The following is a 17851-nucleotide window of genomic DNA, read 5'->3' as shown; positions in this document are numbered from 1 at the left end:
TTTTAAAGTATGATGAGGAACATTTTTGCAACATATACATTAAAAATAATAGTAGAACTAATATAAAATTATGATATAATTAATTTACTTACTAATAAATATGTGAGGTGAGAAAGTGGAAGATAAAGTTTTGAATATCCTTGAAAGGCTTGAATTAAGATTTACATCAATGGAAAATAAAATTGATGGGATAGAGACTAAAATTAGTGGAATCGAAGAAGATGTTAAAGTACTTAAACAAGATGTTAAAGAGCTTAAAGAAGGTCAAGAGAGAATTGAGAAGAAATTGGAATCAACACATGAACAAGTGGAAAGAACTGCGGAAGATATAACGAGTATAAAGCATGATCTTAATAATGTTGAAATGATAACATCTAAAAATTGGTATGATATAGCTAAAATAAAAGCAATTAAATAATAATGTGATTTGAAAAGTTTAGTATTCGCTTAGTGTTATATAGCACTGGGCTTTTTTTTCGCCTAAATAATTACGCATAACTTAGTCAGAAAACTATAAATTAATAAAAAAATTTGTTAGAACCCTTTATATATTTCTTTTTTTGCATATATATTAATTAGAAGGATAAATACGCACCTATGAAAAGAGCAGCTATGCACTACTGAAAAGAGCAGCTATGCTGCAATGCGGAACTTTTTAAGTGTAAGAAAACTTTTGTGAATTAATTTATTAATATATATGAAAGGGATTGATGAATATGAGAGAAAGAAAATACGTTAAATTTAGAGTTGACATGTATGAGGACACAAAATTTAAAATAATAGATAAGATGCCTAATAGAGATCTTATTCACTATGTTTGGAACAGGATGGTTGTTTTAGCCGGAAAGGTAAATCAAGAGGGAGAATTATATATGTCAAGAAATATTCCATACACAGTAGAGACTTTATCAATAGAATTTAATAGAGATATAAGTGAAGTAAAAGCTGCATTAGAGGTTTTAATGAATTTGGAAATGATTGAAATCGTAGATAATAATATATACAAGGTGAAAAATTTCATAAAGCATCAAAATATCAAAGTCAAAGAAAAAAATGAAATTGTGAAAAAAGATAATGTGGTAAAAATCCCCCAAAAGGCTGATATGAGTAAAAATGATAGTATAGAAGCAATTTGGAGAACTGTAATTCCTATAAAAGGAAAAGGAGAAGTCGATACTAAAGAAAATAAAGATAATGGAATAGCACTTTTAGAAGTGGGTAATTCAAAATCAAATAGTAAAAATGAACGTGATGATAATAGTAATGTGATTGAAGTAGAGAATGAGGAGAATAATCAACATAATAATTCTCCTGTAATTTTAGAGGTTAAGAAAAATTCAAGCAAGAAGAAGAGAAGGGGAAGTAAAAAGAAAAATGAGAGCGATATAAAAGTTTATGATGAAGATATTTCCGATGATACTGCGAATAAAAGTAATAAGGATGATCTTTTGTGCTGGATTAGTGAAGGTGAAATTACCTTGGGGGAAGGAGAAACTAAGATAGCAGAGTGGTCTTTTGATTAATTAGAACATATATTATGAATATTTTCTTAAAATAGTTGCATAAAATATTTTTTATTGACTTTTCTATAAACTTATAAAAGAAAAGTACGATAAGTATAGTAATGAAGTAGTAAGGCACAATTAAAGAAATAACAATAGTTATTTTCTTTCAGGAGCCTAAGAAATGGAGAAATGTATTATGAGTATTGATAGAGTAAGTAGATCGACATATATAAATGCATATAACTCAAATAGCAGTAAAGCTGTCGAAAAGACAAAGAAAACTAATGATGTGGATAGAATTGAGATTTCAGAACTTGGAAAAAGTCTTAAAGGTTACTCATTAGATAGCAATATACAAAATGCAAAGAAAATAGCTGATATTAAAAATAAAATAGATAGTGGAACATACAATGTTGATGCAAGATTAACTGCAAAAAGTATGTTAGATGCAATGAAGGAGAGTAAGGCATAAGTATGATAAATGAACTTATTAAATTAATACAAAGCCAAGAGGAAGAGTTACAAAGACTTTTAGAATTGTTAGAAACTCAATATAAAATGATAATGAGTAAAGATGTATTTGGTTTAGAGGGATTAGTTGATAAGATTAATGAATCTGGTAAGAAAATAGCTAAACAGGAAATTGAGAGAAGAAATATACTTGGTGATAAGGGAATAACTGAAGTTGTAAGGAATTCAAATAGTGAAGAGTTAAAAGAAGAATATAATAAGATAAAAATGCTATTGAATTCAGTTATTTCTCAAAAAGAAACAAATGATATATTATTAAAACAACAAATAATATTTAATAACAAAATGCTAGAAATAATAAATCCAAGAAGGGAAATAAAGACATATAATTCATATGGAAATTTATCTAGATAAATCTTTATATGAACTTTTGTATATTTTAATAAATATTGTCAATTCAACAATTACAAATTTTAAAATGGATTATTTCTATATTAATAAATTTATGATTGAAAAATAATAAGGAAGTTATAATATACTACATGGAAGTTGGGATTATTGAAAGGTAGGAAAAAAACATATGGCAGGATTATTTGATACGTTTACCATCGCTAAAAGAGGGCTAAATGTGCAACAAGGTGCGATAAATACAACATCTCACAATATAGCTAATGCAAATACAGTTGGATTTTCAAGGCAAAGAGCCGTTGCAGAAACTACAAGACCATTTGGAGGGATGTCAAGATTTGATACAACTGGAGCTGGACAAGTTGGAACGGGTGCTGAAATAACATCAATACAAAGAATTAGAGATTATTTTATAGATTATCAGGTAAGAAGTGAATCGGGAACATCTGGATATTACACACAAGCAAGTAATACCTTATCAAAGGCAGAAGATATTTTTGGAGAACCATCAGATACAGGAATTCAAGAACTAACAAATCAATTTTTTAATGCATTTCAAGAAGTATCTAAAAGTCCGGGTAAATCAGACGTTAAAACAGTAGCCATTAAAGATGCTTCTGCACTTGCAGATGCGTTAAATTATACTTACAATCAATTAAAAAAGACTCAAGATGATAGTCAATCACTTCTTCAAACTAATGTTACTGACGTAAATAGCTATCTCGATCAAATAAATGAATTGAATAAGCAGATAAGAGGTATTTCAGCAGTTGGACAAACACCAAATGATTTAATGGATAAAAGAGATAATCTTTTAGATCAATTAAGTTATAAATTTGGAATAAAAGTCGATAGAGATAACCTTGATACTATAAATCTTTCATCAACAGAGTATCCGGATGCATCTTTAGTTAATTCAGATCCAAATGATACAGATTATTCTAGGCTTTCATATGTTAAAAGTGCGGTAGCGACTACAGATGCATCTGGAAATTTTACCGGAGAGGTTACGGTAGAATATTATCCTTTAGGAAATGAAAATTTACCAACTAAGTCATTTAAGGTTACAACGGATCCGGCTAAGGCCAAAGATTTAGCGGATAATTTAATGCAAAATAGAATTTTAATTGCAGATAAAGACGGGAATGCAGAAGGATTAAGTAAAACTGAATTAAAGATAAATGCGGGTGATACAACTACACCTAAACCTACAGTTGGAACAACAACTTCAACTGTATCTGGAGTAACGACAATAACGAAGGTAACAGCATTAACAAATACAGATGGTTCAGTTGTATATACAACATTAGTAAAATCAATACCACCAGCAACGGATACGGAGTTAAAAGGTGGCATGTTTCAAACTTATAAATATGACAGTGAAAGTGGAGTAAATAATGTAGATAATAACCATGTAAGAGGAGAAATAGCTGCAAACCAATCAGTTCAGCAAACTATAAAAGGATACATGGATAGTTTAGATAGACTTGCTGCAGGTTTAGCTTATTCAGTTAATGCAATTCAAACTGGAAGTTTAGACTCTAGTGCTTCGTCTCAAGGATTGAACAATAATTTAATATTTATTACCAATGGAGCTAGCAGTAAAACAGATACTGGGATCACAGCAGCAACAATAAAAGTAAATGACGCTTTAGTAAAAGATCCAACTTTGTTAAACTGTAATACAACTTCAGTCAGTGGTGAAGGCGATGGAAAGAGAGCAAGTGCAATAGCTAATCTTAACTCAATGAAGATGAACTTAAGTAACGTTAAATCTACAGAAGATTTAACTAAAATGACTAGAAAAGAATTTCTGGAGGAGATAGGGATAGATGATGCATCTGGAACAGGATTTTCGGATAGTACTTGCTTAAATTTAAATGCTGGAACAAATGGATCAACAGTGGATAGTTATTATAAAACTATAATAAATAATATTGCGACAACTACACAAGAGGCTGGTAGGCAGGTTGACAATCAGGAGGCGGTACTGTCAGATTTGGAAAATCAAAAAGCATCAGTTTCAGGAGTATCGTTGGATGAAGAAATGACAAATTTAATACAATTTCAACATGCTTATCAAGCAAATGCGAAGATGATATCAACAATAGATGAACTATTAGATGTAGTTATAAATGGATTAAAAAAATAGGAGGTGATTAGATGTCATTTAGAATAACAAATAGCATGTTAAGTGGCAATTATTTAAGAAATGTGAAAAGAAATATGAATAATATGCAGACATTACAAAATCAATTGTCTTCAGGAAAGGAAATAAGCAAAGCATCAGATAATCCTTATGTAGCATCAAGAAGTATGCAGTTAAATGGAGAAATATCTTATAATAAGCAATATGATGAGAATATTAAGGATACATCGAATTGGCTTGATACAACGGATACAGCATTATCTCAGATGGGAAATATCTTTGGGAGAATAGAGACATTACTTGTAAGTGCTGGAAATGGTACTTATAAAGAAGATGAAAGAACAGCAATTCAAGATGAAGTTAAAGAAAAAGTTAATGAATTATCACAAGTTTTAAATACCAGCTTCGATGGTTCGTATATATTTGGAGGAACTAAAATTACTTCAAAACCAACTACTGTTGTAAATGGAGTTTTGAAATATGCTGATAAGGCTGGAAATGGAATATCTAGAACTGCTACAGGGATGAACATAGATTTATCTGTTAATCCGATCGAAAGTAGTGTCACACCTACAACGAAGATTGATGGAATTGAAAAAAACGGAACTAATGTGATAATAACAGTAAATGATCATTCCACTAATCCGGCAACACCAGTGACACCATCACCTACAATTGATCTTACGACTTTGGGTACTGGAACCCCTCCTGCAACTATAGAGTCGCTATTTAATGATGCGTTAACTCCAACATTCAGTTCGGATGATGCTATGAAGGCACTTTCTTCATATAGTTCGTTAGATCAAATAAATTCAGACTTGCAAGTTGATATTTCAAGCGGAGTTAAAAGTGATTATAATAAAACGGCAGTTGATGTTTTAGAATTTACAGATAAAGATGGAAAATCTATAAATATTTCAGATCTTTTAAATAAAATAATAAATGATCTGGGGCCAAGCGGAAATATAAGTGATTTAACAACAGTTGACTTAAAAGATATACAATCTGTAACAGCTAATTTATTACAACAAAGATCAGAAGTTGGGTCTATGCAAAACAGAATGGATTCAGCACAAACAAATAATGAAAGCCAAAATTATAATATGACAGATATATTATCTAAAACAGAAGATATAGATTTTGCAGAAAAGACTATGGAATATTCAATTATGCAAACAGTATATACAGCTTCACTTCAAACTAGCGCGAAAATCTTGCCGATGAGCATATTAAATTATTTATAGTTAGGAGAAGATAAAATATGAGATTTCTTTCAAAAGTTCATGGTGAAATGGAATATGAAGAAAATAATATAATTACCTTTAATAAAGGAATTCCAGGGTTTAATGATTTGAGGAATTTTATTCTCTTAGATTTACAAGAATATGAGCCATTTAAACTTCTACAATCTTTAGAGAATGATGAAATTTCATTAATTGTAACTTCACCATACGAATTTTATAATGATTATGAAATTAAATTAAGTGAAGAAATAATTAAAAATCTTAAAATTGATTCTCCAAAACAAGTAAATATAATTACTACAGTAACATTGAATTCAGATGTAAAAAAAATAACTACTAATTTGCAAGGACCTATAGTTATAAATACTTCTAATAATCTTGGGGAACAAATAATATTAGATAATTCTAAATATAAAGTAAAAAGTCCCTTAATATGAGGAGGTAGGAAATGCTAATTATAACTAGAAAAAAAGGTGAATCTCTTATGATTGGAGATGATATAGAAGTTATTATAAGTAGAATAGATGATGGAAGTGTAAAAATTGGAATAAAGGCTCCAAAAGATGTATCAATACTTAGAAAAGAATTATATGAAGAAGTGGAAAAGGAAAATAAAGAGGCAACAAAAATTGATCTCAGTATGTTAAAGAATATAAAGAAGAGATAGGCATGGAATATTAAGGGTAAAAACAAGGAGGTATAATAAACATGGATGTTAATAACTTAGGACAAAACTCGATCAATATAAATGCGTATAAATCAAATTTATCAGATTATGCAGAAGCTAATACAGAAGTGGCAGTTCCACAAGTCCAACAAATTGAAACTAAGTCATCAGGAGAAAATGCTGCAAACAGTCAGGAGTATAGTAAGAAAGATTTGGATGATGCAATAAAAAAAATTAATAACTTTTTAAAAGGCGAACATACACATGCAGAATATTCTTATCATAAAGAAATGAAAACAACGATGATAAAAATAGTAGATGAGGATACAAAAGAAGTTATATTGGAGATTCCACCAAAAAAGATTTTAGATATGGTTGCCAGCATGATTAAACAAGTTGGTCTGTTAGATAGAAAGGCTTGATTTAAAATAAAGTCTAAGGAGGCTATTTTAATTGGAGTTTAAACTAAATAAGATTGACACAGATATTAGAAAAAAGATGCAAGAAGAAATAAAAGAAGAAAAAGTTCATTCGGGTAAAAACATAACTATAAAAAAAGATGTAAAAGATGAAAAGAATGAAGATGTAAACACAAAAGATTTTGAGAAGAATGAACATGAAAAAAGATATATTACAATTGATGGTGTGAAACTTAGTAATAAAAATATAAACATAAAAGTAGAAAAAGTAGAAAAGATTAATGAAGAAAATTCAAAGGGAAGACTTTTAGATACAACGAAATAGGAGGGCTCACAATGTATTCTAATGGATATAATGTATATAAAAATAATACTGTAAATTATGCATCGAAAGAGCAATTACTTTTAATGTTAGTTGAAGGTGCTGTTAGGTTCTGTAAAATGGGCAGACAAGCTATAATAGATAAAGATGTTAAAAAAGCACATGATGCATTAATAAGAACTCAAGACATATTTTCAGAGCTTATGATAAGTTTAGACACAAGCCAAGGAGATTGGGCAGTTCAATTATTTAATGTATATGCGTTCATCAAAGAAAAGTTAGCTGAGGCGAATATGACTAAAAATGTAGGGATAATAGATGAAATTTTACCTCTTGTTGAAGATGTAAGTGAAACGTGGCATGAGGCATACAAGAGAGCTAAGAAATAACAATACGGAATTGTGTTAAATGGTGAAAGTTTAAAACTTTCAGTATTTCTAAAAAAAATATGATTTTAATTAATCCTACAATGAATTTTCTTTGAGACTATTTTAAAGTTTAACTATCTGTAAAAAGGAGTGGAATAAAATGTCAACAATACAAAGAGTAACAGGAACGAATTCTGGGTTAGATGTAGATGCATTGGTTAAATCAGCAATGCAATCTTATCAAAGTCAAATAGATAAAGAAACTCAAAATGAAAAAGTTTTAGAATATCAACAACAACAATATAAACAAATAATGAGTGATGCATCAGATTTCTATGATAAATATTTTGACGTATTAAAAACAGGAAACTTAATGTCATCAAGTAGTTATCAAACTCAAACCTTTACATCTACTGATGGTTCAAAAGTAAGTGCAAGGGGTTTAGCAGGAGCAACTCTTGATAATTACTCAGTAAATGTAAGCCAATTAGCATCTACTGCATCAGACACGTTACTTAGTAGTGAAACAGGGGTAAAATCAATAACAATTGGTACATCAACAATAACTTTTAATGCAACTTCTGATGGAAGCGCAACAGTTGCAAATTATAATAAAGCAATAGCAGATAGAAAAGCTGCATTAAATGCTATAGTAAATCCAAGCGATGCACAAAAACAAGAATTGTCAGATTTGAACAATAAGGTTGTAACAGCAAAATATAGTCAATTCAGTGGAAATGTAACCTTTACAGCAAGTTCATTTGGTGGAGGCGGCTTTACAATTAAAGATACCAACGATTCAACTAAAAATCATGCTAAAGCAGAAGACAAATATCTTGAGGCTACTGTGAAAAATAGTAAAGGCGAAGTATATACAATAAGTAGTGCTGATAAAAAAACAAGCAACAGTGTAACCGTTGATAATGTAGTATTTGATTTTAAAGGAATTAGTAATTCAACTTCTGTGGCAGCATCAGGTACGGTGGTACCAGTATCAGCATTAGATGAAAAGAGTTTAACACAAACAAATTTGGAATTGACCCCATTAATAGATTTAACACCACTAGCAGAAGATGGAACAACTCAAAAGACAACAGCAGCTGATGGTACCGTAACAACAGTAACGACTTCAGGTGGTAAAACAACTAAAACAGTGACTGCACCAGATAAATCAACAACGGTTACAACTACTCAAGGAGCAGTAACGACAGTAACGAATGCAAATGGAGTAACGACTACTACTGATACAAGCAATTTGGCTGCAGATGGTAAAAGTGGATATACATTACAAACTATAAAAAGTGGATCAACAACGTCAACAACAACTATGATTAATTATGATGGTACAATACCAGTAGCTAAAGCTATACAAACAATTTCAGGAACAACAACAACTACTACTACATTAAAAAGTGGAGATAAAACTACAGTTAAACAAGATGTTGATGATGGAACAACGACAACAACAACATCAACAACAGAAAAACAGGGAACTGATGGTTCAACAACAACAGTGGAAAATTCAACAAAAAATGACACAACTGGAGTAATAACAGTATCTTCATCAACTACAACACAATTAAAAGTTGGAACTGATGGGAAAACAACCAAAACAGTATCAACATCTAATGGAACACCATTAACACAAGTGGCGGAAACAGGAACAAATACGGTGACAACCACTCAAGCTGATGGAACAATAGTAAAAACAGTAACTGATTCTGGGAATACATCTTATAAAACCGTAACAACAACAGCACCAGACGGAACAATGACAGTAACAACAACGGATGGCACAAAAACAACGGTGACTACAGCAACTACTTATGGTACACCAACTTCTTTAACTGGAGCAACTGATGCTAGTGCGCTAAAAGATAAAATTGTAAGCTTTGTTAATGACTATAATAAATTATTGTCAGAAATTAATACAAAGATCTATGAAACAAGGGATAAAAATTATATGCCTTTAACAGATGAACAAAAAAAGGCTATGACTGATGATCAAATTACAGCTTGGGAAAAAAAGGCGCAAACAGGGTTGCTTAGAAAAGATAACGATCTTGAAAGAATAGCAAGTGAAATGAAAAGTGCAATGTCAACTGTAATATCTGGCAGCGGTTTAAGTTTAGAAAAGATAGGAATAGCACCAGTTAAAGATTACACTGATAAAAATGGGATGCTTACCATAGATGAAGATAAATTGACAACAGCATTAGAAGAAAATGGTGGAGATGTAAAAGACTTATTCACGCGATTAGCATCAGGTACAGATAAAGGTGGAGCATTAACTCAGCTTAAGTCATCTTTATATAGTGAATTTAAAGCAAGTAGCTCTTCATTATCTAAAAAAGCTGGACTAGCTGGAGGTAGTACTGAATTTGATAATACTATAACTAAAAATATAAATGATAAAAAGAAATTAATAACCCAGTTAAATAGCCAATTTACAGATAAGGAAAATGCATTATATAATAAATATTCGGCACTAGAAACAGCAATGGAACAGTTGAATGCACAAAAATCATCATTAGCTAGTATGCTTGGTCAAGGCTAAGTTATAGATAAGTTGAATCTTAATTAAATAAGAATAAAGAGGATATAAATTATGAATTTATATGAGTATTTAGAAGAATATAAAACTTTAACTTTAGAAATGATGGATAGAATTAGGGAAGATGGAAATTTAGATGTTTTAGTTAATAAAAGAGAAGAAATATTAAAAGCAATTAATGAACTTGATTTTGATAAAGAAGATATTAAAAGAATAGGCAATTCATTAAATTTATTAGAATTGGAAGAAGAGTTAGAGCTTTTAATTAAAAAGGAAAAGGTTGAAGTAAAGAAGAAAATAGAAAGTCTAAAGAAGACCAGACAAGCTAATGCAAATTATAACAAGATTGAATATAGAGCTAGAGTGTTTAATAAAACAATTTAAAAATAATATTCAAAATATTATAAAGTCTTGAATTAAAATGACGAATATAAAAATATAGGATTTAAATAATATTACTTACAGGAGTCAAAAGAATAATAAAAAAGTTGAAAAAACTTAAATAAAGGCTAAAGTAATATATATTAAAGCCGAACATATAAATATAAAGCTTGCAAGCTATTAACTCTTAAGAGTTGATATAAATAAAAAAATGGACAGGGAAGTCCAATATTTAAAAATCAAGGAGGAATATATTATGGTAATCAATCACAATATGATGGCAGCAAATGCTAACAGAAACATGAACATCAATTCAGGTGCAGCAAGTAAATCTATGGAAAAACTTTCTTCAGGTTTAAGAATTAACAGAGCTGGAGATGACGCTGCAGGTCTTGCAATATCAGAAAAAATGAGAAGCCAAATCAGAGGTTTAGACCAAGCTTCTGCAAATGCACAAGATGGTATCTCAATGATACAAACAGCTGAAGGTGCGTTAAATGAAACTCACTCAATTCTTCAAAGAATGAGAGAATTAGCAGACCAAGCAGCTAATGGAACTAACACTGATGCTGATAGATCATCAATTCAGGATGAAGTTAACCAATTAACTTCAGAAGTAAACAGAATCGGTAATACTACTGAATTCAATACTCAAAAAGTATTAAATGGTGGTATGGATTCTCAAGATGGAGCTAAAATTACTAAATCTACAAGTGCTAAATTTGCAGTATCATCTAATATGGGTGCTATGACTGGAACATCTAAATTAACAGTAGATGGAGTAACTTTTAACTTTACTGGTGTTACAGTTGCTGGAAAAGCAGATATAGATAAATTAGGAGCAGTTACTGCTGGTGGTAAAAAATTATCAGACTTAGTTGATATAGGAATGAACGCAGCAGGTACTTCAATAGTATTTACAGATAAATCATCAGGAACTGCAAGTACTCTTAAAGGTGTGGGTGCAGGTGCATTCAATGGTATAGATAAAAAAGGAGACCCAACTACTATTGAAAGATCAGGGCTTCAAGGAACTGTAGCACTTACAGCTGCTGCTGGTATAACTATAAATGCAAATTCAACATTTAAAATTAAAGTTGGTACTGATAGTGATGTTACTGTAACACTAAATCCAGGTGTTAGTAATAAAGTTTATGATGTTGGTAATACAGATGAAAATGTAGCTAGTGCAGCACGTCAAGATTTAATAAAAGATATAAATGCTTCATTGCAAGATGCAGGTTTAGGTGGTTCGGTTACTGCTTCACTTGGAAAAGATAATAAACTTCAATTTATATCAGAATCAGGATTAGATTTAGATGTTACTGATGGTACTGGTACTCCTTTAGCAACTGCTTTTGGTGCAGATACTATAGGGGCTAGCAATGTACAACAAGTTGTTGGAGCAGGGGCTCAAGGAACTGGATTTAATACAGTGTTACAAGTGGGTGCTAATAAAGGTCAATCAATAGCAGTTCATATTGAAGATATGAGATCTGCTGCTATTGGAATTACTGGTAATGCTGGTCAAGATGGATTTACTAGTACTAATGTTGTAACTAATGGGACAACAGATGTTAAGCAAGAAGCTGCATTAAATGTTATGGATAAGGCAGATGCTACTAGTGCACTTTCAGTTCTTGATAAGGCTATAGCTAAAGTATCAGCTCAAAGAGGTAATTTAGGAGCAATACAAAACAGATTAGAACACACAATAAATAATCTTGGAACTTCTTCTGAAAACTTAACTTCAGCAGAATCAAGAATTAGAGACGTTGATATGGCTAAAGAAATGTCAACATACTCAAAGAACAATATTCTTTCTCAAGCTGCTCAAGCTATGCTTGCTCAAGCTAATCAACAACCACAACAAGTTCTTCAATTATTAAGATAGTTGTGAAATTATAAGAGTAGGGGAAACTCTACTCTTTTTATATATTTTTTATTGAGAAATAATATATTATTTTTGAATAAAAAACATATAATTTAGTTTGAAGTTTTAGATTAGGAGAGAATAAGTATGAAGTTGAGCATATGCATGATGGTTAAAAATGAAGAAAAGTTTCTAGATAAATGTTTAACACATTTAAAGGGATTTATGAAGAATATTGATTCGGAATTAATTATTGTAGATACTGGTTCAGAAGACCGTACTTTAGATATAGCCAAAAAATATACAGATAGAGTTTATTTTCATAAATGGAATAATAATTTTTCGGAGATGAGAAATATAACCATAAGTTATGCAACGGGAGAATGGATATTTATAATTGATGCTGATGAAATGCTTATAGAATATGATGATATTATTAAGTTTTTATATAATAAATATGCTGAAAAATATAATACTGTATTTATAAATATAAAAAATTTAACAGATTCGAATGATAATACATCGTATTCTATTCTTTCTTCCCCAAGAATATTTAGAAATAATGGCGAATTTAAATATGAAGGTGCTGTTCATAATATACCTAAATTAAAGAAACCTTGTGCATATCTCAATGGAGCGATAGAGCATTACGGATATATATTTGAGGATGTGAATTTTACTGAAAATAAATTTAAAAGAACGTCTGCAATTTTAAAGAATGAATTAGAAAAGAATCCAGATAATATATATTACTTATATCAATTATCTGTAAGTTACAGTATGCATGAAGATAAACAGGAAGCACTTAATTCTATACTTAAGGCTTTCCAATTTGTAGAAAAGAAAATAGCTAAAAATGATTTAAAGGAATACCTATATGTATATACTCAATTAGCGTTATGCTATTTAAAATTAGATGATTTGAGAAAAGTAGAATATGTATGTGCTAAGGCTATAGAGGCACAAATTTATCATATAGATATTTATTATTTATTAGGTAAAAGTAGATTGATATTAGGTAAAAGTAAGGAAGCGATTGAAGCATATGAACAGTACTTGGTAATTTTGAACAACTATGAAAACAAGGATAATATCAGTAATCAAGCCTATTATCATGGTAAAAGAGATTATGTATTTTTTGATTTGTTTGTATTGTATTGTAAAATAGAGAAGTTTGATAAGGCATTAGAATGTTATAGTAAAATTGAAAATATATTTATACTAACGAGTGAGGAATCAGTAGAAGAAAATATAAATTTATATATGAATAAAAATGATTATGATGGATTAAAAAGTTTTTATGAAAATATAGTAATGAAATATGAAATAAGAGGTACTTTTATTTTATATTTAGAAAAATATGAAAATAGCAATGAAATTAATATTTCTAAAATAAAAGGTATTTTAGAAGAAGAAGATTTATATACAGATTTGCTAAATTTTAGGCTGGCGATTAAGAATGATAGTAAGTCAATATATGAAGATATTGAAATTATAAAGCATATAGAAGAAGCAGATTTTAATGAATTATATTATTTTTATGGAGATATTTTATATTATTATATGTGCTATTCTTTTGAAACATTTATAAATTGTATAAAACACGTAAAAGAAAATAAAATAATTGAGTTCTTTAAATACTTAGATGAAAAATATTATGATTTTAATGAATTGCTTTTAAATATATTATATTTTGCCTTGGAAGAAGATTTAAACGTTATAAATATAAAAAGGGTCATTGCAAAATATTTAGTTGCAGTTACTGAACCTGAAGATAGAAAATACAAAGAAATATTTAATATATATATTAAATATGGAATTAGTTATATAGAAATCATCTATAAAGTTGAATTGCTAGAAAATGAAAAAATATATTTCTTAAAAGATGAAGAATTGACATTTTTTGCATACATGAGGAAAGCTAATTTGATAAAAACCTCCGATGAAGAGCAATATCTAAAATATTTAAAAAAGGCATTAAATATATATCCATATATGCATAGTGGAATTAAGGCTTTATTAGAGGAGCTTAAACAAGATGGAGTCAATAATGAAATGGAAGCATATAAAAAACAAGTTATTGAAACTATAAAAATTCTTGTACTAGAAAATAAACTTGATCAAGCTAAAGGAATTATAAATGAATATGAACAAATAATACCTGGTGATCGAGAAATTGAGAATATAAAAAAATCTATGTTTACTTAAAAGTGAGGATTATAATATGGAAATATCAATATGTATGATGGTAAAAGATGAAGAGAAAAACATTAGAAGATGCTTAAACAGTCTTAAGCCTATATTGAAGAATATAGATTCCGAATTGGTAATTGTAGATACTGGATCAAAGGATAAAACTGTTGAGATATCAAGGGAATATACGGATAAGATTTATTTTCATGAATGGGAAAATGACTTTTCGGGAATGAGAAATAAAACAATAAATTATGCTAATGGGAATTGGATTTTTATAATAGATGCAGATGAGGAGATAACAAATTGTAATAATATTATTCGATTTTTAAAGTCTTCTACGAATAGTAAGTTTCAAACAGGGCTTTTGAATGTGAAAAATATGCAAAATTTATCTGATGATTCTCAGTATGCGATGCTTAAATCCCCTAGATTATTTAGAAATGATGGAGAGTTTCATTACGAAGGAATTGTACATAATAATCCAATATTTAAGCAACCATCAATAGATTTAGAAACGACAATAGTTCATTATGGTTACATAGAAGAAAATGAAGATGTATTAAATAAAAAATTTATAAGAACAAGTAATTTGTTAAAAAGCGCATTGGATAAAGATCCTAAAAATATCTATTATTTATTTCAGCTTTCAGTAACATATACAAGTCATAATGACTACTTTAAAGGATATGAAATTATTAAGAATGCCTATGAATTATTGAAGGAATGCAAAAATAAAAGTAAATATAAATATGTTTATTATCAAATGGCATTATGTTCTTTGAAGTTAGAAGAAGATGAAATTGCAAAGAGTGTTTGTGAGGAAGGCTTAGATATAGATGGTGAATATATAGATCTAATATTTTATTTAGGAAAAGCTAAAGGATTATTAGGAGAATATGAAGGCTGTATACAAGCCTATCAGAAATATATAGATTTATGTGATAATTATAATAATATGAATATAAATTTTGATCTAAGTTTGGGAATGTATACCTTAGGTCAAAAAGATGAAGCCTTACAAGATATAGTTAAAATATACTTTAAGATTGGAAAATATAATGAAGTTTTAAATTATGCTTCTCTAATTGAAAAAGATAAATATATAGAAAATATTATAGAACTCGTAATTAAAGGGGCGATAAGTTCAAAAAATATAAATTATCTTAAGAATTTTTATGAAGAAAAGATTATGAGAGGTGATCTAAGAGTAAATAAATTCTTTCTAATTCTGGAAGAATATTGTGATAATGATATTCATAGACTTTTTTCTTCATATAATAATGACAATTCAAAATTATATTTGTTAAGGTATAAATATAATATAGAAGACAGTAGCTTAGAAGAATTTATTGATAATATATCATTCGAGGATGATTTTAATATTTTGGAAAACTATTTTGGAGATGTTCTTTATTATAAGTTTAAGCATTGTAGTAGTTTATGTAATCTATTAGAAAATGTATGGGATAAAAATATAGATAGACATTTAGAGTATATTTCAAAAAAATATGAGGATTTTAGTGACGTAGTTGTAAAATATATTAATAACATTAAAGATGATATGAATTACGGAAATTTTAGAATTAATAAAATTTTATGTAGATATGTATTGTTAATTAACAAGATTGAAGATTTTGAATATGAATGGATATTTAAATATTATTTGGATATAGGGACTAAATTAATTACTTACATTTACAATGAAGAGTTTATAAAAGAAGAGTATATAAATGCTTTAAAAAATGAAGAAGAAAAATTTTTTGTTTATATAAATATTGCTATGAAAAATTCAGAAGATGATAGAACTTACATAAATTATTTAAGAAAATCATTAGAAGTATATCCTTATATGAAGAAAGGAATTGAGATTTTATTAAGAGAGTTTAAAGAAGGAATAGAAAAAGTAAGCGGCAATAATGAATTTGAAAATTATAAATTAAAAGTTAAAGAAAATATAAACAAATTAATTAGTGGAGGAAATCTAGAAGAGGCAGAAGAAGCCATTAATGAATATAAAAAAATTGTAAAAAAAGACACTGAAATATGCTCTATGAAAGCAATTATATACATTATGAATGGTAGATTAGATAATGCCGAAAGAGTACTTAAGGAAGGATTATTAATCGATTCTCAAAGTAAGGATCTACTTTATAATTTAAGCTATATAATGAGCAAGAAAAACAATAATACTAAAGCTGTAGAATTATATAGTAGAGCAAAGTTATTTAACGGAGATAGTAGTATAAAAGTAGATGATATAATTTCTGATTTTAATCCTATTAATCAAAGTAAGTTGAAAGTTATACATGGGACTATGGAAATTGCTAATCAGGCTTATACTATGACAGAAGGGTTGAAAAAATTAGGAATTGAATCTAAAACATTGAATTATTACCCAAATTATCTAGGGTATAAATCTGATTATATTCTAGATGTTAATTCGTTTAAAGATATTAATGAAGCGAATATTGAAACTAAAATAATAGCCTCAAAGATGATAGCAGAAAATGATGTTTTCCATTTTTACTTTGGTACAAGTTTGACATTAGATTATAGTGATCTTCCACTTCTTAAGGAATTAGGGAAGAAAGTAATAATGCAGTATGTAGGTTCTGATGTGAGGATGTACTCTAAAGCAATAAAATTAAATAAATATGTTAATGTAAAGAAGAATGAAGATCAAATAAAAAGAAAATTAGAATTGATATCTAGATATGTTCCAGATTGTTTAGTAGATTATGAACTTGCTGAGTATGTTAAGGATTATCATACTAATATTCATTATATAAGGGCTACTATAAATTTAAATGAGTATAAACTTATTCAAGAAACACATAACCTCAAATTAAAAATTGTTCATGCACCAACCTCGCCAGAGTTTAAAGGTACAAAGTATATTTTAAAAGCAATTGAAGAACTAAAAGAAAAATATGATTTTGATTTTGAACTTGTTCAAGGAACTTCACATGAACAAGCTACTAAAATATATGAAAAAGCAGATTTAATTATAGATCAAATATTAGCAGGCTCATATGGATTATTTGCAGTTGAATCTATGGCGATGGGCAAACCGGTAATATGCTGGATAAGCGACTTTATGAGAGAAGAGTACCCAAAAGAATTGCCTATAATATCTGCCAATCCAGATACAATAAAAGAAAAAATAGAGTATGCTATTAATAATAAAGATATGCTAAAAGAAATTGGTATTAAAGGTAGAATGTATGCAGAAAAATATCATGATATAAACAAAATAAGTAGAAATATGATTAAAATATATGAGAGAATATAATT

16 protein-coding genes are annotated in these 17851 nt (G+C 28.8%); all 16 read left to right on the top strand.

Annotated elements, in window-relative coordinates:
* Positions 1 to 115: 115 nt before the first annotated feature.
* Positions 116 to 418 carry a hypothetical protein gene (locus L1S46_RS12065; RefSeq protein ID WP_238900101.1) on the top strand — a complete coding sequence of 101 codons (303 nt, stop codon included), beginning with the start codon at positions 116 to 118 and terminating at the stop codon, positions 416 to 418.
* 298 nt (positions 419 to 716) lie between these two features.
* Positions 717 to 1523, top strand: a complete 807-nt coding sequence (locus L1S46_RS12060; RefSeq protein ID WP_343217255.1) for a phage replisome organizer N-terminal domain-containing protein — start codon at positions 717 to 719, stop codon at positions 1521 to 1523.
* A gap of 178 nt (positions 1524 to 1701) precedes the next feature.
* Positions 1702 to 1977 carry a flagellar biosynthesis anti-sigma factor FlgM gene (locus tag L1S46_RS12055; protein ID WP_236898727.1) on the top strand — a complete coding sequence of 92 codons (276 nt, stop codon included), beginning with the start codon at positions 1702 to 1704 and terminating at the stop codon, positions 1975 to 1977.
* 2 nt (positions 1978 to 1979) lie between these two features.
* Positions 1980 to 2390, top strand: a complete 411-nt coding sequence (flgN, locus tag L1S46_RS12050) for a flagellar export chaperone FlgN (protein WP_238900099.1) — start codon at positions 1980 to 1982, stop codon at positions 2388 to 2390.
* Positions 2391 to 2556: 166 nt separating this feature from the next.
* Positions 2557 to 4536: a flagellar hook-associated protein FlgK gene (flgK, locus tag L1S46_RS12045; RefSeq protein ID WP_236896232.1), complete on the top strand. Its 1980-nt coding sequence runs from the start codon at positions 2557 to 2559 to the stop codon at positions 4534 to 4536.
* Between the two features lie 11 nt (positions 4537 to 4547).
* Entirely contained in the window at positions 4548 to 5777 is a 1230-nt protein-coding gene (gene flgL / locus L1S46_RS12040) for a flagellar hook-associated protein FlgL (protein ID WP_236896234.1), read from the top strand.
* A 17-nt stretch (positions 5778 to 5794) separates the two neighbouring features.
* Positions 5795 to 6214, top strand: coding sequence for a flagellar assembly protein FliW (gene fliW / locus L1S46_RS12035; protein ID WP_039770195.1), 420 nt, complete (start codon positions 5795 to 5797; stop codon positions 6212 to 6214).
* A gap of 11 nt (positions 6215 to 6225) precedes the next feature.
* Entirely contained in the window at positions 6226 to 6444 is a 219-nt protein-coding gene (gene csrA / locus L1S46_RS12030; protein WP_039770196.1) for a carbon storage regulator CsrA, read from the top strand.
* 41 nt (positions 6445 to 6485) lie between these two features.
* Positions 6486 to 6866 carry a flagellar protein FlaG gene (locus tag L1S46_RS12025; protein ID WP_039770197.1) on the top strand — a complete coding sequence of 127 codons (381 nt, stop codon included), beginning with the start codon at positions 6486 to 6488 and terminating at the stop codon, positions 6864 to 6866.
* Positions 6867 to 6897: 31 nt separating this feature from the next.
* Positions 6898 to 7188 (top strand): hypothetical protein, encoded by a 291-nt coding sequence (locus tag L1S46_RS12020; protein ID WP_236896239.1) that lies wholly within the window; start codon positions 6898 to 6900, stop codon positions 7186 to 7188.
* Positions 7189 to 7199: 11 nt separating this feature from the next.
* Positions 7200 to 7574 (top strand): flagellar export chaperone FliS, encoded by a 375-nt coding sequence (gene fliS, locus L1S46_RS12015; RefSeq protein WP_238900098.1) that lies wholly within the window; start codon positions 7200 to 7202, stop codon positions 7572 to 7574.
* Between the two features lie 139 nt (positions 7575 to 7713).
* Positions 7714 to 10110, top strand: coding sequence for a flagellar filament capping protein FliD (gene fliD, locus L1S46_RS12010; RefSeq protein WP_238900097.1), 2397 nt, complete (start codon positions 7714 to 7716; stop codon positions 10108 to 10110).
* Between the two features lie 51 nt (positions 10111 to 10161).
* Complete coding sequence (locus L1S46_RS12005; protein WP_238900096.1) at positions 10162 to 10491, top strand: hypothetical protein; 330 nt, start codon at positions 10162 to 10164, stop codon at positions 10489 to 10491.
* A 253-nt stretch (positions 10492 to 10744) separates the two neighbouring features.
* On the top strand, positions 10745 to 12382 hold the full coding sequence (locus tag L1S46_RS12000; protein ID WP_238858853.1) for a flagellin: 1638 nt from the start codon (positions 10745 to 10747) through the stop codon (positions 12380 to 12382).
* 126 nt (positions 12383 to 12508) lie between these two features.
* Entirely contained in the window at positions 12509 to 14569 is a 2061-nt protein-coding gene (locus L1S46_RS11995; RefSeq protein ID WP_238858852.1) for a glycosyltransferase family 2 protein, read from the top strand.
* A 16-nt stretch (positions 14570 to 14585) separates the two neighbouring features.
* Positions 14586 to 17849, top strand: coding sequence for a glycosyltransferase (locus tag L1S46_RS11990; protein ID WP_238900095.1), 3264 nt, complete (start codon positions 14586 to 14588; stop codon positions 17847 to 17849).
* The last annotated feature ends 2 nt before the right edge of the window (positions 17850 to 17851 follow it).

It is taken from the genome of Clostridium sp. YIM B02500 (assembly GCF_022324665.1).
GTDB lineage: Bacteria > Bacillota > Clostridia > Clostridiales > Clostridiaceae > Clostridium > Clostridium beijerinckii.
Note: the sequence above shows the minus strand (reverse complement) of the source record. Positions and strands in the feature narration are given on the sequence as shown.